Consider the following 20961-nt stretch of genomic DNA (forward strand, 5'->3'; position numbering starts at 1 on the left):
CAGGACCCGACGACAGGAGGCGAGATGGGCATGCGGCGGCAGGACATCCAGGTGGCGGTCGTGACCGGAGCCAGCGCGGGAGTCGGCCGGGCCACGGTACGGCTGCTGGCCCGGCGCGGTATCGCCATCGCGCTGCTGGCCCGCGGGCGCGTGGGGCTCGACGCCGCCGCCGCGGAGGTACGCGCCGCCGGCAGCCGGGCCCTGCCGATCGAGATCGACATGGCCGATTACGACCAGGTCGTCGACGCCGGCCGGCGGATCGAGGCGGAGCTGGGCCCCATCGACCTGTGGATCAACGACGCGTTCAGCTCCGTCTTCGCGCCGTTCCAGCAGACCCGGCCGGAGGAGTTCCGCCGCGCCATGGAGGTCACCTACCTCGGCTACGTGCACGGCACCCGCGTCGCGCTGTCCCACATGACCCCCCGCGACCGGGGCACCATCGTCCAGGTCGGGTCCGCGCTGGCCTACCGGGGCATCCCGCTGCAGGCGGCCTACTGCGGGGCGAAACACGCGATCGTCGGATTCACCGAGTCGCTGCGCTGCGAGCTGCTGCACGAGCGCAGCAACGTCAGGGTGACCATGGTGCACCTGCCGGCGGTGAACACCCCGCAGTTCGACTGGCTGCTGTCCCGACTGCCCCGGCACGCCGAGCCGGTGCCGCCGATCTACGAGCCGGAGGTGGCCGCCCGCGCGATCGTCGGCGCCGCGGACCGACCCCGGCGGCGCGAGTACTGGGTCGGGACCTCCACCGTGCTGACCATCCTCGGCAACCGCGTCGCACCCGGGCTGCTGGACCGCTACCTGGCCCGCACCGGCTACCGGTCCCAGCAGACCGGCCGCCCCGCCGATCACGACCGGCCGAACAACCTCTGGCACCCCCTCGACGGGCCCGGCCGTCACGACTACGGCGCGCGGGGCGACTTCTCCTCCCGGGCGCACGGCCACAGCCCGCAGGCCTGGCTCTCCCGACACCGGGTGAGCGTGGCCGCCGGCGTGCTCGGGACGGCCGCCGGCGTCCTCGCCTGGCGCCGCGCCTGATCAGCCGTCGCCGGTCGTCCCGGGGCCACCGACCGGGCCACCCCGATCGGAGGCGTCGGGCAGGTCGGCCACCGGCGGGGGCAGCAGGCCACGGTCCGGCGCGGTGCTGATCCGGCGGACCGCCGCGCGTACCGCCGCGGCCCGCAACCGGCCGCCGCCGGCGTGCAGCAGCGCCGCCTTCGCCGCGTTCGCCCCCGGCCCGCCGTGCACCCCGCCGCCGGGGTGCGCGCCGGCACTGCCCGGATACAGCCCCCGGACCGGGGTTTCCGCCCGCCCCAACCCCGGCAGCGGCCGGAACACCAACTCCTCATCGCGCCCGCCCTGTCCGTCTGCGCATGGTCTCGGCGTTCCCCGCGGCATCCGCCGAAACGAACGGTCAACCGCCGGGCCGCGGCGACGCGCCGGGCACGTCGGCGAGGCTGCTGCCGTCGCCGAACCGGCCGCGGGTGATGACGCTGAGGCTCCCGTCGGTCTCCAGCACCACGGCGGCGAGGTCACCGAGGTCGCCGGTGCCCTGGCTACGCGCGGCCTGCCGGATCTCGCTCTCCGCCACCCGGACGCTGCGCATGGTCTCGTACCGGAGTTGTCCGTCCCGCAGCAGCAGGGTCGGTCGGGCCTTGAGCAGCCGCTGCGACGGTGGCCAGCGGACCGCCAGCAGCGCGGCGGCGTACTGCAGGGCGACCAGCAGGGCCAGCGCGAGGATCCCCTCGGCCAGGGAGACGTCCCGGGACAGCAGGATCGTGGCCAGCGTCGAGCCCAGAGCCACCGTGACCACGAAGTCGAACGCGTTGACCGTGGGCGTGGCGACGGCTGGGAGCGATACCAACGGGGCGACGATCCACATCGTCCGGTCGCTAGACTCCGGGACGAAGCCCGGAGCAGCCCTCAGCACCCCGTGCGCTGACCAGAATCGGATGGAGAGGCCATTGACCGCAGACAAGGCCGCACCCCCCGGAATCGACCGCACCGTTCCCAGCGTGGCCCGGGTGTACGACTACTTCCTGGGCGGCAAGGACAACTTCGAGGTCGACCGGCAGGTCGCCGAGCACGCCCTGCGGATCACGCCGGACGGGCCCGCCGCCGGTCAGGCGAACCGGGCCTTCCTGCGCCGCGTGGTGCGCTTCCTCGTCAGCGAGGCCGGCATCGACCAGTTCCTGGACGTCGGGTCCGGGCTGCCCACCCAGGGCAACGTGCACGAGGTCGCCACCGCGCACGACCCGAGCGCCCGGGTGGTCTACGTGGACAACGACCCGATCGTCCTGGCGCACGGGCGGGCCCTGCTCGCCGCGGAGGGCACGACGACGGTGATCCAGGCCGACATCCGACGTCCGCAGGAGATCCTCGGCGATCCGGACGTCCGCCGATTTCTCGACTTCGACCGGCCGATCGGGTTGTTGCTCTTCGCGATCCTGCACCATCTCGGCGACGACGAGGAGCCGCGAGCCGTGTCGGCGGAGTTGATCGACGCGCTGCCGTCCGGCAGCTACGTGGCGATCTCGCACTTCCGTGACCCGGGTGAGCGGGACCCGGAGGGCTCCCGGAAGGCCCGCGAGGTCGAGCGGGTCTTCAACGAGTCGCTGGGCACCGGCCGGTGGCGGACCGACGAGGAGATCCTCTCCTTCGCCGACGGGTTGACGCTGCTGGAGCCGGGGCTGGTGCCGTTGGCCGAGTGGCGTCCGGATCCGGGCACGCCCGCGCCGAAGCAGACCGACACCTACCACACCTTCGTCGGACTGCTCGCCCGCAAGCCGTAGGCGCTCGCGACGTCGCCGGTGCCCTCGCCTCTGGCGGAACGGACCGCGACGAGACTCGCCGAATGCCGGCCCGGACCCGCCATCGGGAGGATTGCTACTCTGCGCGTCGCCGCCGGAGCGTCCGACGTGGTGCCGCGGCCGATGGAGGAAGTGGCGTGCGCGCGATCTCCCAGTCCCGACGACGGACGGCGGTCGGCGTCGTCCTGGTGCTGCTGGCGTCCGGGTGCGGCGCGGACCCTCCGGCGCGCACCGGCGCGGCTGCGCCCACGACGGTCAGCACGGACCGCGTCGCCCCGCCCTCGACCCCGTCCGCCGGCCGGGCCGGGCTGGGACCCGCGCCGGTCGACTGCCCGCGGCCCGGGTCGGCGCCCCGGTCGTCGAACCGGCTCAGCCCCACCGCCGGGTCCTACCTGGGGCGCGCCGGCGGCACGGCGACCGCCGTGGACGTGACCCCGGCGTGCCAGATCGTGGTCGGTGGGCGGTTCACCGGCCTGCCGGGCGGGCCGACGACGACGATCGGCCGGGGTGGCGCCGGCGCGCTGCTGCTGCTCGACGGCACCGGCCGCCGGCTGCTGCGTACCGTCCGGCTGGCCGGCGCGGTCGAGGACCTGGAGGTACGCCGCGGCGGCGGGGAGATCGCCGTGGCGACCGACCGCGGCGCCGTGCTGCTGGACGCGGCCGCCGGGCGGGCGCGCTGGCAGCGCGGCGGGCCGGCCAGCCGGGTCGCGGTCGGCTCCGCCGGCACGGTCGCGGCCCTGAGCGGTTCCACCGTCACGGTGTACGACCTGGGCGGCGCGACGCTGGCCCGGGTCGCGCTGGACGGCCGCACGGTCAGCGACGTCGCCGTGGACGACCGCAGCGGCCTGGTCTTCGTCAGCGGTTTCCGGCAGACCGGCGGCGCGCGGTGCGTGCCGGTGCAGATCGCGTACGTGCACGCCTACGACCGGCGGGGCGCGCTGCGTTGGCGTGCGTACGACCATCCCGTGGACCGGCTGGGTGACCTGTGCGCGGACAGCCGCGCCGACCGCGTGGCGATGGGCCGGGACGGGCGGTTGTACGTGGCCGGCGAGACCGCCGGCGGGAACACGGTCTTCGCGCGCTCGGCCGCCGACGTGGGGCGGCCCGCGCCGAACGTGGTCACCGACGACTTCAGCCGGGCCAGCAACACCGGAAACGCGCACTACACCTACCTCGCGCGCCTCGATCCCGCCTCGGGACGCCAGCTCGCCGGTCAGGTGGTGATCAGCCGCATCGACAGCAAGGGCGACCGGGGCAACACCATCACGCCGCTCGCGGTCACCGCCGACGAGTCCGGTCGGATCTACGCCGGCGGGGTGTCCGCTTACCAGATCGCCGGCCGCGCCCAGGTGACGCTCGGCGGCCGGCGGCTGGCCCCGTACGCCGGTGGTGACGCCTGGGTGCTGGTGCTCTCCGCCGACCTGCGGCGGCGGCTGACCTGGGTGGTGTTCACCGACGGCGGCGCCGGCGTGGTGCGCGGGGTGGCCGTGGCCGGCGGCGTCGCGGCGGCGGCGGCGCAGGTGGACCGGGCCGGCTTCTGGCGCGGGCCCGGTCCGTCCCTCGGCGCCGGCGGCGGCTACCTCGCCGCCTGGCCCGGCCTCGGCTGACCCGCGTCGCGGGGCCCCGATCCTGGACGATCCCGCTACTCGGTGCGCAGCGCCGTCGCCGTCCGGGTCCGGGCCGCCCATCCGGCCGGCAGCAGCGCTCCGAGCAGGGCCGTCACCGGCCCGCCCAACGCCAACGCCGTCAGGAGGACCGGCCCGTACACGTCGAGCAGCGTCTCCGGCAGGCGCAGCCCGCCGCTGGCGGCCATGGCGGGGACGACGAGCCGTTGCATCGCCATGCCGGCGGGTACGCCGAGCAGCCCGCCGAGCAGCCCCACCCCGGCGACGGACGCGACCACCATCGCGATCGTCTGGCCCGGCGTCATGCCGAGTGCCTTGTGGACGCCGAGGTCGTGGACCCGGTCGCGCAGGTCGAGGACGAGCATGTTGAGCACACCGAGCGCGGCCACCGCGAGGAGCAGCAGGGTCAGCGTGGCGGTCAGTCCCTCCACGACCACCAGGAGCGGGTCGGTCTCCAGGCCGGTCGGCTGTGCGGTCAGGGCCTGCGCGGCGAGCGCAGCGGTCAGCCGCTGCGCGTAGTCGCCGGCGTCGGTGCCCGGGGTGAGGGCGATCCGGTACTCGGCCGGCTTCCGATCGGCGAACGCGGTGGTGTCGGCGAACACGGCCATGGTGGACTCGAAGACCTCGCCGACGATGCGCAGGCGCGCCGAGGTGCCCTCGACGTGGACCGTGACGGTGTCGCCGATCCGGGCTCCGGTCGCCGTCAGCAGGGGACCGCTGGCGACGGCCTCGCCGGGCGCGGTGAACCAGCGTCCCGACACCATCTCGAAGCCGTCCCACGTCGCGTCCCCGGTGATCGCGGTGACGGAGACCGGCTCGGAGATGCCCACCACCGTGCCCGGTGCCTGGGCGAGGCCGTACCTGGCCCGGGTGTCCCGCTGGGCGTCGATCGCCGCCAGCACCGCCGCGGGGTCGGCGGTGAGCGGGGCGCCGGGTCCTGCGGCGCGGTCGCCGCCCACCGTGACGTCCGCGACGTTCTGGTCGAGGGCGGTCTGGATGCGCAGCAGCGACGCGCCGAGTCCGGTCGCGAACGTCACCGCCGCCGTGCCCGTCGCGACGGCCAGCAGGATCGCGACCGTGGCCACCGGTCTGGTGAACGGGCGGGCCAGCCCGAGGCCCACCGGCCTGGCCACCGGCAGCCGCGCCGCCACGCGTGACGCCCACCGACCCCGCGCGGGGCCGGACGCCCGTCCGACCGCGATGGCGTCGACGGTGCGCAGCCGGCCGGCCCGCAACGCGGCCGCCCACGCGGTCACCGCCACCACGGTCAGCACCCCGGCGGCGGCCAGGGCGGTCACCCACCAGGCGATCGTGGCGTCGGCCGAGCCGTAGAGCTGCTCGGTCTCGGCCAGCACCGGCAGCGCGACCAGGTTGCCGGTGACGGTTCCGGCGACGGTGCCGACGGTGGCCGGCACCAGCGCCTGGGCGACGTAGGCGCGGACGACGCCGGCGGGCGTGCAGCCGAGCGCCTTGAGGATGCCGATGCGGCGGGTGGCCGCGCCGACCGTCCCGGCGACCACCGTGCCGACCACCAGCGTGGCCATCACGATGCCGAGCAGCGCGAACGCGACGAGGAACGGTACGAAGACGGCCGCGTCCTCGACGGCGTGCTGTCGCACGTCCAACCAGGACCGGGTGCCGGCGACCGCGTCGGACGGCAACGTGGCGACCACGGCGTCGCGGCCGGTCCCGACCTCCGCCGCGGTGCGCGCGTCGGCGAACCGGTAGAGCATCTGGTAGCCGCCTGCCGTCCCCGGCCCGTCCAGCACATCGACGGCGGACGGCAGGACCCAGGCGCCGGCGGTGTCGCTGACCGACCGCGCCGTACCGACCACGGTGAAGTCGGCGCCGGCGGGCGTGGCCAGATGGGAGCCGGGCGGAAGGCGGACGGCGCCGCCGGCCAGCACGATCTCGTCCGGGCGGGCCGGCCACCGTCCGTCGGCCAGCTCGACCCGGTCGACCGGGCCGGCAGGGTCGGCGCGGGCGACGACGCTCAGCGGGGGCAGCCGCATCCCGCCGCGATCCGTGAAGGTGACCACCAGCACCCGGTACGGTCCGGCGGCGGCGACCACGCCGGTCGCCGAGGCCGAGGCGGCGAGCTGCGTCTCGGTCACCGCGCCGGGATTCGCCCGCACGGTCAGGTGGGCTCCCCGCTGGGTCGCGAACGCGTCGTCGAAGGGCGCCGCCGACGCGACCAGCAGCCCGGCGCCGAGCACCGTCGCGGTGACCGCGGCCGCCGTGACGAGCCCGATGACGGCGGTCTGCACCCGGCGACGCCGTAGGCCGGACCGGACGACCCGACCGAGGCCGTTCACGCGTCCCCCTCGACCCGGCCGTCGCGCAGCCGGACGGTGCGGCTGGCGCACGCCTGCGCCAGCCGCAGGTCGTGGGTGACGAGCACGATCGTCTGGCCGCTGTGGTGCAGCTCGTCGAGCAGGTGCCGCACGTCCTCGCCGGAGGCGGTGTCCAACGCGCCGGTCGGCTCGTCGGCCAGCAGGAGCGCGGGACGGTTGATCAGGGCGCGGGCGACGGCGACGCGCTGGCGCTCGCCGCCGGAGAGCCGTCCCGGATACGTGTGCGCGTGCCGGGTGATGCCGAGCGAGTCCAGCAGGCGGGCCGCGTGGTCGCGGGACGCGCGGGCCGGGGCGCCGGCCAGCTGGGCGGGCAGCAGCACGTTGTCCAGGACGGTCAGGTCGTCGAGCAGGTTGAAGAACTGGAAGACCAGGCCCACGTGTGCGCGCCGGAAACGGGCCGTGGCGGCCTCACCGAGGCTCTCCAGGCGCGTTCCGGCGACGGCCACCGTGCCCGCGTCCGGCCGGTCCAGCCCGGCGAGCAGGTTGAGCAGCGTCGACTTCCCGCTGCCGGACGGTCCGAGCACGGCGACGGACTCGCCGGGGTGGACGGTCAGCGACACGTCCCGCAGCGCCGGCGGGCCCTCGCCGTAGCGGCGGGTCACCCCGCGCAGCTGGATCACCGGTTCGGTCATGTGTCGCCCCTCGGGTCAGGCCGGTCGTACGGACGTCGTGACGTTAGGGGCGGGTCCGAGGCTCGGGCATCGGTCCGGCGACGCATCGGCCGTACCGCCGGGGTGGGATCTTCGCCCCGGGTCATCCCTGCGATGTAGTCGCCCTGCACACCGTGGCTGATGCCGGAAACGGCACGCGGCGGCGAGAATGTCGCGTGTGAGGGGCATCGTGGCGACGGGACCGCTGCCGCGGCCGGGTTGGCGGGCGCTGCTGCTCGACGCCGCGCTGGCGGCGGTGCTCGGGCTCGTGTGCTTCCAGGCCGCCACGGACGACGCCGGAGTTCCGCCGCCGCTGCCGCCGCCGTTGCCGCCGCTGGGGACCCTGCCGGAGGTGCGGCCGGCGGAGCCCGGATCGAGTCTCGGGGCGCTGCTGCTGGTCTTCGTCATGTGTGCGCCGCTGGTGCTGCGTCGCAGGTATCCGCTCGCGGTGCTCTGGGCGACGATGGCCGCCGCGTCACTGGTGCTGGAGACGGACGGGGCCCGGCAGCAGAACCTGTTCCCGTGTGTGTTGCTGACCTGCCTTGTCGCCGTCTACAGCGCGGCGGCGCACAGCCCGTACCGGCTGCCGGCGTTGGCGTCGGTCCCGGTGGCCGCGCTGCTCGCCATGGCCCTGCGGGAGCTGATGCTCGTCCCGGTGCCGGCGGACCGTCTGCCGTTCGTCCTGCTGGCTCCGCTGGTGGCCGCCGCCGGTGGTCACCACGTGTGGCGACGCCGCGCGGGTGAGGACCAGCAGCGGCTCACCGCCGAGGCCCGCGCCCACGAGGAGGCGTTGCGCGACGCGGTGGCCGGTGAGCGGGCCCGCATCGCCCGCGAACTGCACGACGTCGTGACCCATCATGTGAGCGTGATGGTCATCCAGGCCGGCGCAGCCCGCACGGTGCTCGCCGCCGCACCGGATCAGGCGCGGGAGGCGCTGCTCGCCGTCGAGTCGACCGGCCGGTCCGCGCTGACCGAGCTGCGGCACGTGATGGGCCTGCTGGCACAGCCCGAACCGGGTGACCCGGAGGACCCCCAGCCCGGGATCGAAGGGCTGCCCGAGCTGATCGAACGCGTGCGTGACGCCGGTGTGCCGGTGCGCCTGACCATTTCCGGCCAGCGGCGGCCGGTCACCTCCGGCGTCGGCCTGACGGCCTACCGGGTGGTGCAGGAGGCGTTGACCAACATGGTCCGGCACGCGCCCGGCGCCGCCGGCACGGTCGTCGTCGAGTACGCGCCGCAGAACCTGCGGATCGAGGTCGGCAACACCGAGCCCGACATCCCGGCCGTGACCGGCCCGACGGGTGGGCGTGGCCTGATCGGGCTGCGGGAGCGGCTCGCCGTCTACGGCGGGACGCTACGCTCCGGGGCCCGGCCGGGCGCCGGCTACCAGGTCGAGGCCCTGATCCCGTGGGAGGCGACATGACGGTGCGGGTGGTGGTCGCCGACGACCAGGCGCTGGTGCGCACCGGGTTCCGCATGATCCTCGCCGCCGGCGGGGTGGACGTGGTGGCCGAGGCGGCAACCGGCGCGGAGGCGGTGGACGCGGTCCGGCGGACCCGGCCCGACGTCGTGCTGATGGACGTGCGCATGCCGGAGCTCGACGGGCTGGAGGCCACCCGCCGCATCCTCACCGGGGCCGCCGCGGCGCCGAGGATCATCATCCTCACCACCTTCGACCTGGACCAGTACGTCTACGCCGCGCTCGCGGCCGGCGCCAGCGGATTCCTGCTCAAGGACGTGACGCCGGAGCACCTGGTCGCGGCCGTACGGATGGTGCAGGACGGTGACGCGCTGCTCGCGCCCGCCATCACCCGCCGCCTGGTGCGCCGCTTCGCCCGCCCGGATCCGCACACGGCGACCGTGCACCGCGATCTGGCCACGCTGACCCCCCGCGAGACGGAGGTCCTGCGCCTGCTCGCCGGTGGTCTGAGCAACGCCGAACTCGCGGGCGCGCTGCACCTGTCCGAGGCGACCGTGAAGACCCACGTCGCCCGGATCCTCGCCAAGCTCGGTCTGCGCGACCGGGTCCAGGCCGTGGTGGTCGCCTACGAGACGGGCCTGGTCAGCCCGGGTTCGCCGGACGACTGAACCAGGAACGCGTACGTGGCCTCGTCGTCGGCCATGATGGAGAGCGTGAGTTCTCCCCTGGACACGCTGCCGAAGATCGGTGCGCCGGCGACGCGCGCGTTGAACAACGCCGGTTACACGGCTCTGCGTCAGCTCGCCGGGGTGCCGCGCGCGGAGTTGGCCACGCTGCACGGCATGGGGCCGAAGGCGCTACGGACCATCCAGCACGCGCTCGAGCAGCACAACCTGAGTCTGGGCTAGGACGCGACGCGACGTCTGAAGGTTCCGGGCCGGCGCTGCCCGGTCACGACTCGGCACGATCCGGCCGGTGGCGCGCGAACGCGTCGAGCCGGCCCCACCGGCCGGGGATGTCGAGCAGGGTGATCCGTTCGAAGGCGGGCGGGAGCGCCGGAGTGGTGGCGAGGTGGTCCTCGTGCGGCTCCAGACCGAGCATCGTCCGGATGAGGAGCAGCGACGCGCCGCTGGACCAGGCCTGCGGACTGCCGGCGGTCGGGTAGCGGACCGGGTACCGGGTGGTCCGGCGGTCGAAACCGCCGAACGCCTCGGGCAGCCGGCCCTCGAAGTAGCCCGCCGCCTGGATGATGCCCTCGGCGATGCGCCCCGCCTCGTCGGTCAGGCCGTAGCGGCGCAGGCCCCAGGCGATGAAGGAGTTGTCGAAGGGCCAGACGGTGCCGGTGTGGTAGCCGAGCGGGTTGTAGCGGCGCTGCCCCTCGGCCAGCGTACGGACGCCCCAGCCGGAGAACAGCGCCGGACTCATCAGGTGTTCGGCGACGCGTCCGGCGCGCTCCGGTGGGACGATGCCGCTCCACAGGAGGTGCCCGATGTTGGAGGACAGGCTGTCCACCGGAGTGCCGTCGCCGTCGAGCGCCAGCGCGTAGTAGCCGCGATCGGCCAACCAGAAGTCCCGGTTGAACCGGTCGTACAACGCCGCCGCCTCGCCCTCCAGTCGCTCGGCCAGGGCTGGGTCGCCCCAGAAGGTGCGCGCCAGCCGGGCTGTGCGGATCTTGGCGTCGTAGGCGTAGCCCTGGGTCTCACAGGTCGCTCTGGGGAAGCCCGGCAGCCGGCCGTCGGCGTAGGAGACGCTGTCCCAGGAGTCCTTCCAGCACTGGTTGTCCAGGCCCGTGGACCGGTTGCGGCGTTCGTACGAGACGTAGCCGGTGCCGGTCAGGTCGGCGTGGTGGTCCAGCCAGTCGAGGGCGGCGCGCGCCTCCTGTTCCAGCTCGCACACCAGGGCCGCGTCACCGCTCCACCGCTCGTACTCGTCGAGCAGGACCAGGAAGAGCGGGGTGGCGTCCACGGTCCCGTAGTACGGCGAGTGCGGTTGTTCCTCGAAGGCCGCGGACTCGCCGTACCGCAGTTCGTGCAGGATCCGACCGGGATCCTCCTCCAGCACGTCGTCGGTGCGCGCCCCTTGCAGCGAGGCGAGGATCCGCAGGGTCGTCGGTGCCAGGGACGGCGTGAACGGTAGCGTCTGGAGGCAGGTCAGCAGACTGTCCCGGCCGAAGAGGGTCATGAACCAGGGCAGCCCGGCGGCGGGAACGGTGGCGCCGCCGAGCGAGAGCGGCGCGAACCGCAACGCGGCCAGGTCCACCAGGCTGCGCTCGTAGACCTGTCGCAACACCGGGCTGTCGGTGTCCAGCGTCGGCGCCGCCGACACCCAGGCCCGTGCGCTGTCCGGCAGGGTGGACGCGTCGGGCCGGAGGGCCCGGGGCCCGGACCGCAGGTCGACGCCGTCGGGCCGCAGCGCCCTCATCTCGGCCCGTATCTCGACGGTCCAACTGGATCCGGCGGCCAGCCGGATCGGGAAGTGGAGGTGTTCCGGTGTGAAGGTCGCCGGTTCACTGGCCGTGAGGACGATCTCCCGCTGGAAGGTGCCCCGACGGTAGCCCAGCCGCAGTTCGTCCGGCGCGGCGTGGGCGTAGCGCTCGCCCACCTTCGTGCCGACGTCGAACTTGATCTCGAAGATGTCGGCGAAGTCGGCGTCCACCTCGAGACGGACGGACAGGTCCAGATCAGACTCGCCGTAGTTGAAGACGGTGACGACCTCCACGAGGTCGGCGCCGATGCGGCGTCGTCGGATCGCGGACACGTCGGCCTCGACGTAGTCCATCCGGCCGCCGGGCACGAGGAAGAACGCCACCTCGAAGTACTGGCTGTCGTCCACGGAGAGGGCGGTCATCCGCTCGCCGTCGACGGTGAGCACCCAGCGCGACAGGTACCGCGTGTCGGCGGCGAACAGACCCACCGGCGCGGCCGACGACGCCTCGATGTCCCCACTGCTGTCGGACACGACGAAGGTGTTGCCGTCGATGCACGACACCGTGCCGGGCACGTCCCTCACGCGCCGCCTCCACCGTGCCGGCCGTTCGCCGCCGGCGCGGGTAGCAGTCGCCCGAGCCGCAGTGCCAGCGCGAGGTCCCCGTCGACCATGATCTCCCCCCGGTTGATCGCCGCCAGTCCGTTCATCTCTCCTGTCACCAGCGCCTCGGCCGTCTGCTCGGACATCCTGATCACTGCCGAGGCGGGGCCGTCGTCCTCGGTGACCCGCAGCCGCCCGCGGTCGATGTCGAGCCGCCAGTGGCGCAGACCCCGCTCTCCCCTGATGTCGAACCGCACGCTGCCGCTGACCCGGACGAGACGGTCGTCCGCGCCGTCGCGGCGCAGACGGTCGAAGAAGGCGTCGATCGACGTCACCCGTGCCTCCTCGCTGCCACTCTGCGGGGTCGTCGCCTACCCGCCTGGTGGCGGCGCTAACGCCGGCCTGCTGCTCCGGGAAGCTCGCCGCGCGGCGGAAGCCGGACGCGGGTGGATTGCGGTGCAACAAACCTGCACATCTCAACTGTTGCCTTGGCGGTAAGCGCTTTCTTAGCCTGTGTTTCATCGATGTTTCGGTTCTTGATCAGGGCCGAGGGTGCGCGCGCGAAGCCATGCGCGGCACCGGACCGTGCGCAGGTCCGGGCCGTGTCGACTCCCGAGGAGACGTAGTGAGAAGCGTAGTGCGACACAGATTTCTTGCCGGCTTCACCGCCGCCGCGGCCACCGCCGCGGTCGCCGCGGTGCTGCCGATGACGTACGCGTCGGGCGCGCTCGACGCAGCGAATTCAACATCGATCACCGCCAATGCCACGAATCTCAGTATCGGAGCCGGCGCCGACGGCTCCAGCAAGGCTGCCGGCACCAGTTACGGCAATGTGGTGGACGGCGACCTCGGCACCTACTGGTCGCCGGTCGGCACGACCGGGCGCATCTCGGTCAAGTGGGGCTCCGCCACCACGGTGGCCTCGGTCGCCGTCCGGGAGGCGGCCGGCGCGGTCGGGGTGATCGGCTCCTGGCGGGTCGTCAACAACGACACCGGGGCCGTCCTGGCCAGTGGCGCCGGCGCCGGGGCCGTCACGTTCGCCGCCACCTCCCTCCGAAAGATCAATTTCGAGATCACCAGCGCGACCGGGACGCCGAGGGTCGCCGAGTTCGAGACGTACGCCCCCGGGGCGACCACCCCGCCGCCGAGCACCCCGCCGCCCACCGGTGGGCCGACCACCCCGCCGCCGAGCACGCCGCCACCGTCGAGCGGCGCGCTGTACGTGGCGCCGACCGGCACCGACGGCGCGGCCGGCACGCAGGCGAACCCGACGACGCTCACCTCCGCGATCGGCCGGATCGCCGCCGGCGGCACGATCTGGCTGCGCGGCGGCACCTACCGCTACGCGCAGACCGTCACCATCGGCCAGGGCAACAACGGCACGTCGAGCGCGCGCAAGAACATCTTCGCCTACCCGGGTGAGACCCCGGTCCTGAACTTCTCGGCCCAGAGCGAGGACCCGGCGAACCGTGGCCTGCAGATCGGCGGGTCGTACTGGCACCTCCGCGGCCTCGTCGTCGAACGGGCCGGGGACAACGGCATCCTGCTCGCCGGCAACAACAACATCATCGAGCGGGTGGTGACCCGCCACAACCGGGACTCGGGGCTGCAACTGTCCCGACTGGTGGCCAACGCCCCCCGCGACCAGTGGCCCTCGAACAACCTCGTCGTCAGCACCGAGTCGCACGACAACGTCGACTCCGACGGCGAGGACGCCGACGGGTTCGCCCCGAAGCTCACCGTCGGCCCGGGGAACGTCTTCCGCTACACCGTGTCCCACCACAACATCGACGACGGCTACGACCTCTACACCAAGAGCGACACCGGGGCGATCGGCCCGGTGACCATCGAGTCCTCCCTCGCCTACGACAACGGCACCCTGAGCAACGGCGGCCAGGCCGGCAACGGCGACCGCAACGGCTTCAAGCTCGGCGGCGAGGACATCGGGGTGAACCACACCGTCCGGGGCAACATCGCCTACCGCAACGGCCAGCACGGGTTCACCTACAACCGCAACCTCGGCGCGATGACGGTGTCGAACAACGCCAGCATCGACAACACCGAGCGCAACTTCACCTTCGACGGCGGCTCCTCGGTGTTCCGGAACAACACCTCCTGCGACGGCGGCTCGAACGACCGGATCGTCGGCAACTCCGACAGCTCGAACCAGTTCTGGTCCGGCACCAACGGATCCCGGTGCTCCTCGTACACCGGAGCCCTGGGCTGGTCCTTCGCGGCCGACGGCCGCCTGGTCGTGACGTTCGGCGGCCGGGTGGTCACCCCCTGACCGGGCCGACGACGCCGGCGTCACCGCCGCGGTGACGCCGGCGTCGGACGGCGGTCCGGCCCGAGACCGGTCGACCGGCCGCGACGGCGGGTGGGGGAGCGGCGACGACCGTGCTCACGCGTGACATGCTCGCCTTGATGACCGCCGAGCGACCGTACGACTCCCGCCCGCGCCGCCGCGCGGTCCGCGTCGCGTCGGTCGTCGGCGTGCTCGCGGCGCTGGTCGCCGCCGCGGTGGTCGTGGTGCCACTGCTGCGGGCGGGTCCACGGCCGGCCTTCCACCTGCCGGTGGCCTGCGGCGAGACGTGGCGGTTGTCCACCTATCCCGGGCACGACGACTACGACGTCGACCTGTTCCCGACCACGGGTGAGGCGTGGGGCCGCCCGGTGCTGGCGTCCGCCGCCGGCACGGTCACCGTGGCGGGGATCAACGGCTCCCTGGGCGGTCGTACCCCGCAGGACCCGGACGGGCCGAGGGGGCGGGGCGGCGGTTACTGGGTCAAGATCGATCATGGCGGACGGTGGGAGACGCAGTATCTGCACCTGCTCGAACCGCCGTCGGTGCGGGCCGGCCAGCGGGTGGCCCGGGGCGACCAGCTCGGCCGGGTCGGCAGCACCGGGAACTCCGGCGCGCCGCACCTGCACTACGAGCAGCGTCGGGGCTGGGAGAAGGTGGAGACCCACTTCGACGGCGTGCCGTCCGGCATCACCTCCGACGACCGCGCGTACACGGTCCGGCTCACCAGCGCGAACTGCCCCCCGACCCGGCGCTGATCCGACCGGATCGGCGCGTATGCGGGCTCACCGCGGGTGGTCGCTGCGGGACCTCCCGATCGGGCCGAGGTGTGTGCGCTCGAATCCTTCGGCCGTCTTCAGGCCGTAGCCGAGGGCGGGCTCCGCACTGGCATCCACATCTCGATGGGTCGTTCCGCCGTCGGACAGTCGCGACAGCGGTCCGGCCGAACGTCCGGGGATGGATCGGAGGTTCGGTTCGATCCGGTTCCCGGCCCGATCGGTGTACCCGGCGGTAGGCCGTCTGCTCCTATGCTCTCCGGCGTGCGTCTCCCCAAGATCCCTTCACTGCTCGGGGTGCCGAGCTACGACCTCGTCGACCACTACGCCGATCTGGCGCCGCTGCGGCGGGCGCTGCGCGCCAGGGACTGGCCGGCCGTCGTCGCCTTCTTCGACCGCTTGCCGGAGCACGACGACCCGACGGTCGCCACCGCGATGGTCGCCGAGACGAGGGGCGTGGAGACGTTCCTGCGCGTGGCGGGAGGCGGACCGGCCGAGTCCACCCTGGCCGGAACGCTGCTCGGCGCCCGGCTGGTGTGGCTGGCGTGGCAGGCCCGGGGGTCGGCGCGCGCCCGCTACACCAGCCGCGGCCAGTTCGCGTCCTTCCACCAGATCCTGCACGAGGCCGAGCGGGTGCTCGGCGAGGTGACCGCGGAGGAGCCGGGCAACATCGCCGCGTGGACGGCGCGGCTGCGCACCGCCCGGGGCCTCGAGATGGGGCAGGCGGAGGCGAACCGTCGGTACGAGCGCGCCGCGAAGGCCCGGCCGGATCCGTTCTTCGCCCAGCTCACCCACGTCCAGCAGCTGTGTCCGAAGTGGGGCGGCTCGCTGGACCGGTTGCTCGGCTTCGCCCGGCACTGCGCCGAGACGGCGCCGCCCGGATCGCTCAACGCGGCGGCCGTCGCCGACGCCCACCTGGAGTTCGCGTACGAGTCGGGCATCGCGCACCTGCGGTCGCCGGCCGTGCTCCACGAGATCCGCGGCGCCGTGGCCCGTTCGGTCGGGCACCCGGACTACCGGCCGGTGCACGGTTGGGTCCAGGCGGAGTGCAGCTTCTCGTACGTCCTGCGGCTCGCCGGTGACCTGCCCGGCGCCGCCGCCCGACTGGCCGCGCTCGGCAACCGCGTCACCATCTACCCCTGGCCCAGCGCCGGTGAGCTCAGGACGGCGCGGCGCACGCTCCGGGTGGCCGCCGCGCGATGACCCGGGGACCGATTCCGGTGGCGGCGGCGGGCCGGTCGTGCCAACCTGGAGACTGCTCGCCGCCGTACCGGGCGGGCCGCGAGTTCGGCCACGACGACCACGACGAGGAGTGACAGTGCGCGCAGCTTCCACGCTCCGGACCCCTGACCGTCTGACCGTGGAGTCCTGCCTTGGCCCTGGTGAACCTCGGAATCGTCGCCCATGTTGACGCCGGCAAGACCAGCCTGACCGAACGCCTGCTCTACGAGGCCGGCGCCGTGTCCCGGCCGGGCAGCGTCGACGCCGGCACGACGCGGACCGACTCGATGGAGTTGGAGCGCCGGCGCGGCATCACCATCCGGGCGGCCGTCACGTCCATCACGATCGGTGATCTGCGCATCAACCTGCTGGACACCCCCGGCCACCCCGACTTCATCGCGGAGGTCGAGCGCTCGCTGGCCGTGCTCGACGCCGCCGTGCTCGTGGTGTCGAGTGTGGAGGGTGTTCAGCCGCAGACCGTCGCCATCTGGCGGGCGCTGCGCCGCATCGGCGTGCCGACGGTGGTGTTCCTCAACAAGGTGGACCGCCGCGGCGCCGACGTCGACCGGGTGGTGGCCCAGGTGCGCCAGCGGCTCGGGGCACGTCCGGTCCTGCTCACCACGGTCGCCGGCCAGGGTGGTGCCGAGGCCCGGGTGCGGGCCGTGGGCCTCGACGCCGAGCCGGTGATCGAGGCGGTGGCGGAGGTCGACGACCCGGTGGCGGCGCGGTGGCTGACGAACGAGCCGGTGCGCGTCCGCGACGTCCGGCGGGCGATCCGGAGCGGGGTACGCCGCGCCGAGCTCACCCCGGTGGCGTGCGGCTCGGCGATCACCGGAGCCGGCGTACGGCAGCTGTGTCACCTCCTCGCCGACCTGCTGCCGCGCGGTGCCGAGCGGGACGGCCCGCTGGCGGGCACGGTCTTCGCCGTGGATCGGGACGGGCACGGCCGGCGGGCCTGGCTGCGGTTGTGGTCCGGGCGGCTGCAGGTGCGGGATCGGGTGCAGCTGGCCGGAAGCCGCCCGCAGACGGTGACCCAGATCGCCGTCATCGAGCCCGCCGGCGTCCTGGTGCGTCCCTCGGTCTCCGCCGGACAGATCGCCGCGGTGCGCGGCGTGTCGGCCCGGATCGGCCAGCACATCGGGGACCCGCCGCGGCGACACGTCTACCGGTTCCCACCCCCGACCAGACAGGCCGTCGTCGAGCCGGTCGAACCGGAGCAGCGCCTGGCGATGTTCGCCGGGCTGGCCGAGCTGGCCGACGAGGACCCGCTGGTCGACCTGCGTCTGGACGAGCGGGAGGCGGAGGCGGTGATCCGCCTGCACGGCGAGGTGCAGAAGGAGGTGCTGGCCGCCCTCATGGCGGACCGCTACGGCGTCCGGGTGCGGTTCTCCGGCACGTCGACGGCCTGCATCGAACGGGTCGCCGGCACCGGAACCGCCGAGGAACGGGCGAACGAGCGCGGCAATCCCTACCTGGCCGGGTTGGGTCTGCGGATCGAGGCGGCCCCGGTCGGGCACGGCATCGAGTTCCGGCCGGGGGTCGAGCCCGGCCGACTGCCGCCGGCATTCGTCGCCGCCACCGAGGAGGGCGTGCGGGCCGCCCTCCGGCAGGGCCGGTACGGCTGGCCGGTCACCGACTGCACGGTCGCCATGACCGCCTCCCGGTACTGGCCGCGACAGAGCAGTTCGCACCAGAAGTTCGCCAAGTCCATGTCGAGCGTGGCGGCGGACTTCCGCAACCTCGCCCCGGTCGTGGTCGCCGCGGCGTTGCGGCGGGCGGGCACCCGGGTGTGCCAGCCGGTCGAGCGGTTCGACGTCAACCTTCCGCAGCGCGCCGTGGAGACGGTGATGGCGTTGCTGGGCCGGTTGGGCGCGGTCGTCCACGACACCACGCTGGCCGGCGGGTACCTGGAGGTGAGCGGCACCCTGCCGTCCGCGCGGGTGCCACAGGTCGTCGCCGCGCTGCCCGACCTCACCGGTGGCGAGGCCGTCCTGAGCACCACCTTCGACCACTACGCGCCGGTGACGGCCGAGGAGTCACCGACGGCGCCGCGGCGCGGACCCGATCCGGGCGACCGGGAGGCGTGGTTCCGCGCCGTACCGCGGTAGGTCGCCGCGGCGACGGCGGGTGCCCGCACCGGCGTCCGCCGGTCAGGGCGTGGGCCCGCCTCCGGCCGGGACGGTGGTGCGGGCGGGGTCGGTGACGTCGATGTGGAAGGCGGCGTCGACGGCGGCGATGCTGCGGTCGATGTCCCCCGCCGTGGCGGCACGCATGACGACGACGCCGGCGTAGGTGGAGGAGTCGACCGGGCCGCGGACGGTGTCGCCGACGCGGGTGGTGATGCTGGCGTCGACGACGCAGTCGAGGCGGAGGATCTCGTCGCGGCTGGTGATGGCGGTGACCGTCCCGGCGGGCCGGGGCAGCATATACTGGATCATGTGATCGTCGCGGGGCGCCCGGGCCACGTCGACACCGATGCCGGTGGCGAGGTCGAGGAAGGTGTCCCACAGGTCGACGCCGTACTGGTGGCGGATCTGGTCGGTGATGCCGCCGCCGCCGGGACGGCAGGCGATCTCGCCGATGAGGTAGCCGCTCGGGCTCTTGAGGACCTCGAGGTGGGTGACGCCGTCGTGCAGCCCGAGGGCGTCGACGACCTGGGTGTGCAGGTCGGCGATGAGGCGTGCCTCGGGGTCGTGGTCGGGCAGCGTGTACGAGCCGATGACGCCGCCGACGCTGTCGAGGACGGGGGCGAAGTAGCGGGACACCGCCGCGAACCTGACCTGTCCGTCGACGACGACACCGTCGCAGTGGTATTCGGCTTCGATGTCGACCAGGCGCTCGGCCATGAGCGGGAACGGCGCGGTGCGCATGGCGGCGCGGCTGTCCTCGGCGAAGACCTCCCGCAGGTGGTCGGCGTCGCGGACGACGACGACGTAGCCGGCGCCGCCGCCGCACACGCGTTTGACGACGACGGGCCAGCCGAGGTGGCGGGCGGCCTCGACCGTGTCGCCGAGGGCCTCCAGGCGCCGGAAGGCGGTGACGGGCAGGCCGGCCGCAGCCAGTTTCTGCTTCATCACGAACTTGTTCGAGAACGCGTTGGCGACTTCGTATCCGGGGCCGGGCAGGCCCAGGTACGAGCGGAGGTAGCCGCCGGCCTGGACGCTCCACTCGGAGGGCGCGACGACCCAGTCGAAGGGGTGCCGCTCGCGGATCCGCAGCGCGGCGAGCCGCACCCCGGTGAGGTCGGCGACCGAGTCGACGAGTTCGACGTCGGTGCCGGGGTCGTAGAAGTGCCGGTACTTCTCGATGGTGATGACGGAGAGCCGGACGTCGGGGCGGTCCTGCAGGAGCCGGGCCCCGGTGCGGCAGTTGGAGTTGACGAGCAGCACGCCGGCCATGGTCACCGCGCCGCTTCCTGCGGCACGGCGTGAGCCATGGCCGGGGTCTCGGTGGGGACGGGCCCGGGTGTGGGCGCCGGATCCGGCGCGTTGCTGGCGCGGGTGGGCGACGTGGTCCAGATGACGACGGCGAGCACGGCGGTGACGGCGGCGGGGAGGAAGACGAGGAAGGAGCCGGTGAAGCCGACGGTGAGGCCGAGCAGGAGCGACGACAGCGGCACGGTCCCGGTGATGAACGTGCGGATGACGGCGTTGACCCGGCCGGAGAGTTCGGCGGGGATCTCGGCCTGACGGTAGGCCATGGTCGTCGCGTTGACGCCGCCCTCACCGAAGCAGAGCAGGCAGAACGCGATGATGACGAGGATGGGCGCGACGAACAGCAGGCCGAGTGAGCCGAGGGCCGCGACGCCGAGCCACACGCCCACGCGCAGGTGGCGGCGGTGCGGGCCGTGGGGCGCGAGGGGACTGACCCAGGAGCCGACGGCGGCGGCGACGGCGCCGAAGGAGACGGCGATGCCGAGGGCGCCGGGGGACCAGTTCCAGTGGTCGGTGCCGATGGTGAGGATGGTGGGCTCGACGGCGCCGGCGCCGAGGTTGTAGAGCGCCACCGCGGCGGTGAGCCGGCGCAGGTCGGGGCGGGCCCGGAAGTAGGCGATCCCGGCGCGGATCTGTTCGCGCATGGTGGGGCCGTGCTGTTCGATGGCGGTGCGCACCCTGGGCAGGAACAGGGCCGCGACGGCGGTGACGAGGAAGCTGCCGGCGTCGATGAGCAGGGCCCAGGTGACACCGGCGGCGGCGATCGTCAGGCCGGCCAGTGCCGGGCCGGCGAACCGGGCGACGAGCTGCGCGGAGTTGAACCAGCTGGCGGCCTGGTCGAGCCGCTCGCGAGGGACGAGGGCGGGGATCAGGCCGTAGTCGCCGGCGACGTCGGAGACGACCTTGGCCAGGCCCATGACGGCGAGCATGACGAAGACCAGGGCGACCTGGTGGAGCATGAGCAGCAGCGGGATCATCGCGACGGCGGCGCACTGAACGATCTCGCCGGCGATGAACAGGGTGCGCCGGTCGTGCCGGTCGATGAACGCGCCGAGGAGCGGGGCGAGCAGGAACGGTGCGGTCTGAGCGGCCATGCTCGTGACCGCGAGCAGGCCGGATCCGGTGTGTTCGAGCAGTGCCCACGGCACGGCCAGGTACAGGAACGTGTTTCCGGCCATGGAGATGGCCGTCGCTCCGGTGTACAACCAGAATTTTCTCATGATCTTCCCATCGCCGTCGCGGCCGGGGTGCGGCTCTCGCTGTGTCGGGCAGGGCCGGGTCGGGGGTGACGAGCTTCGTCGGTTCGGGGCGGCGCGCTGTCCGATCGCTGCCATGTTGCCAC

18 protein-coding genes are annotated in these 20961 nt (G+C 73.8%); 10 read left to right on the forward strand and 8 right to left on the reverse strand.

Translation table 11 applies throughout. From position 1 onward, the window contains the following. The first annotated feature begins 24 nt into the window (after positions 1 to 24). Complete coding sequence (locus ACN27B_RS22035; RefSeq protein WP_422741407.1) at positions 25 to 1038, forward strand: SDR family oxidoreductase; 1014 nt, start codon at positions 25 to 27, stop codon at positions 1036 to 1038. Here the strand turns inward: ACN27B_RS22035 and ACN27B_RS22040 are convergent, their stop codons facing one another. Further along, positions 1039 to 1338, reverse strand: coding sequence for a hypothetical protein (locus ACN27B_RS22040; protein WP_422741408.1), 300 nt, complete (start codon positions 1336 to 1338; stop codon positions 1039 to 1041). It abuts the gene before it with no gap. A 76-nt stretch (positions 1339 to 1414) separates the two neighbouring features. Next, positions 1415 to 1864: a DUF421 domain-containing protein gene (locus ACN27B_RS22045; protein WP_422741409.1), complete on the reverse strand. Its 450-nt coding sequence runs from the start codon at positions 1862 to 1864 to the stop codon at positions 1415 to 1417. A 100-nt stretch (positions 1865 to 1964) separates the two neighbouring features. On the opposite strand from ACN27B_RS22045, the gene ACN27B_RS22050 reads away from it, so the two are divergent. Both ACN27B_RS22050 and ACN27B_RS22055 read left to right on the forward strand, forming a co-directional pair. Further along, positions 1965 to 2792, forward strand: a complete 828-nt coding sequence (locus ACN27B_RS22050; RefSeq protein ID WP_355524865.1) for an SAM-dependent methyltransferase — start codon at positions 1965 to 1967, stop codon at positions 2790 to 2792. Between the two features lie 155 nt (positions 2793 to 2947). After that, on the forward strand, positions 2948 to 4417 hold the full coding sequence (locus ACN27B_RS22055) for a hypothetical protein (RefSeq protein ID WP_422741410.1): 1470 nt from the start codon (positions 2948 to 2950) through the stop codon (positions 4415 to 4417). 35 nt (positions 4418 to 4452) lie between these two features. On the opposite strand, the gene ACN27B_RS22060 is transcribed toward ACN27B_RS22055, so the two are convergent. Continuing rightward, positions 4453 to 6750: an FtsX-like permease family protein gene (locus ACN27B_RS22060; protein WP_099161427.1), complete on the reverse strand. Its 2298-nt coding sequence runs from the start codon at positions 6748 to 6750 to the stop codon at positions 4453 to 4455. After that, the gene (locus ACN27B_RS22065; RefSeq protein WP_099161426.1) at positions 6747 to 7421 is read right to left on the reverse strand and encodes an ABC transporter ATP-binding protein; all 675 of its coding nucleotides are present in this window, start codon (positions 7419 to 7421) and stop codon (positions 6747 to 6749) included. Before ACN27B_RS22065 ends, ACN27B_RS22060 begins: the two co-directional genes overlap by 4 nt. Positions 7422 to 7608: 187 nt before the next feature. Between ACN27B_RS22065 and ACN27B_RS22070 the strand changes: the two genes are divergently transcribed. Genes ACN27B_RS22070 through ACN27B_RS22080 form a run of 3 tightly spaced genes read left to right on the forward strand, consistent with a single transcriptional unit; the run spans position 7609 to position 9767 of the window. Then, the gene (locus ACN27B_RS22070) at positions 7609 to 8862 is read left to right on the forward strand and encodes a sensor histidine kinase (protein WP_422741411.1); all 1254 of its coding nucleotides are present in this window, start codon (positions 7609 to 7611) and stop codon (positions 8860 to 8862) included. After that, positions 8859 to 9527 (forward strand): response regulator, encoded by a 669-nt coding sequence (locus ACN27B_RS22075; protein WP_422741412.1) that lies wholly within the window; start codon positions 8859 to 8861, stop codon positions 9525 to 9527. The genes ACN27B_RS22070 and ACN27B_RS22075 overlap by 4 nt, the downstream gene beginning before the upstream one ends. A gap of 36 nt (positions 9528 to 9563) precedes the next feature. Next, positions 9564 to 9767, forward strand: coding sequence for a helix-hairpin-helix domain-containing protein (locus ACN27B_RS22080; protein ID WP_422741413.1), 204 nt, complete (start codon positions 9564 to 9566; stop codon positions 9765 to 9767). Positions 9768 to 9810: 43 nt separating this feature from the next. Here ACN27B_RS22080 and ACN27B_RS22085 read toward each other — a convergent pair whose 3' ends face one another. After that, positions 9811 to 11859: a glycogen debranching N-terminal domain-containing protein gene (locus ACN27B_RS22085; RefSeq protein WP_422746037.1), complete on the reverse strand. Its 2049-nt coding sequence runs from the start codon at positions 11857 to 11859 to the stop codon at positions 9811 to 9813. A 5-nt stretch (positions 11860 to 11864) separates the two neighbouring features. After that, entirely contained in the window at positions 11865 to 12221 is a 357-nt protein-coding gene (locus ACN27B_RS22090) for an SCP2 sterol-binding domain-containing protein (protein ID WP_422741414.1), read from the reverse strand. Between the two features lie 290 nt (positions 12222 to 12511). Between ACN27B_RS22090 and ACN27B_RS22095 the strand changes: the two genes are divergently transcribed. The 4 genes from ACN27B_RS22095 (at position 12512) to ACN27B_RS22110 (ending at position 18293) form a co-directional block, all read left to right on the forward strand. Then, positions 12512 to 14173, forward strand: coding sequence for a cellulose-binding protein (locus ACN27B_RS22095; RefSeq protein WP_422741415.1), 1662 nt, complete (start codon positions 12512 to 12514; stop codon positions 14171 to 14173). A 137-nt stretch (positions 14174 to 14310) separates the two neighbouring features. Further along, positions 14311 to 14946 carry a M23 family metallopeptidase gene (locus ACN27B_RS22100; protein ID WP_422741416.1) on the forward strand — a complete coding sequence of 212 codons (636 nt, stop codon included), beginning with the start codon at positions 14311 to 14313 and terminating at the stop codon, positions 14944 to 14946. Positions 14947 to 15228: 282 nt separating this feature from the next. Beyond that, positions 15229 to 16167 carry a hypothetical protein gene (locus tag ACN27B_RS22105; protein ID WP_422741417.1) on the forward strand — a complete coding sequence of 313 codons (939 nt, stop codon included), beginning with the start codon at positions 15229 to 15231 and terminating at the stop codon, positions 16165 to 16167. Positions 16168 to 16346: 179 nt separating this feature from the next. Then, positions 16347 to 18293, forward strand: coding sequence for a GTP-binding protein (locus ACN27B_RS22110; RefSeq protein ID WP_422741418.1), 1947 nt, complete (start codon positions 16347 to 16349; stop codon positions 18291 to 18293). 42 nt (positions 18294 to 18335) lie between these two features. On the opposite strand, the gene ACN27B_RS22115 is transcribed toward ACN27B_RS22110, so the two are convergent. Together ACN27B_RS22115 and ACN27B_RS22120 are read right to left on the reverse strand one after the other, a co-directional pair. Further along, entirely contained in the window at positions 18336 to 19583 is a 1248-nt protein-coding gene (locus tag ACN27B_RS22115) for an ATP-grasp domain-containing protein (protein ID WP_422746039.1), read from the reverse strand. 2 nt (positions 19584 to 19585) lie between these two features. Further along, positions 19586 to 20839, reverse strand: coding sequence for an MFS transporter (locus tag ACN27B_RS22120; protein ID WP_422741419.1), 1254 nt, complete (start codon positions 20837 to 20839; stop codon positions 19586 to 19588). Positions 20840 to 20961 lie beyond the last annotated feature (122 nt).

Source organism: Micromonospora sp. WMMD754, assembly GCF_049315235.1.
GTDB classification, from domain to species: domain Bacteria; phylum Actinomycetota; class Actinomycetes; order Mycobacteriales; family Micromonosporaceae; genus Micromonospora; species Micromonospora sediminicola.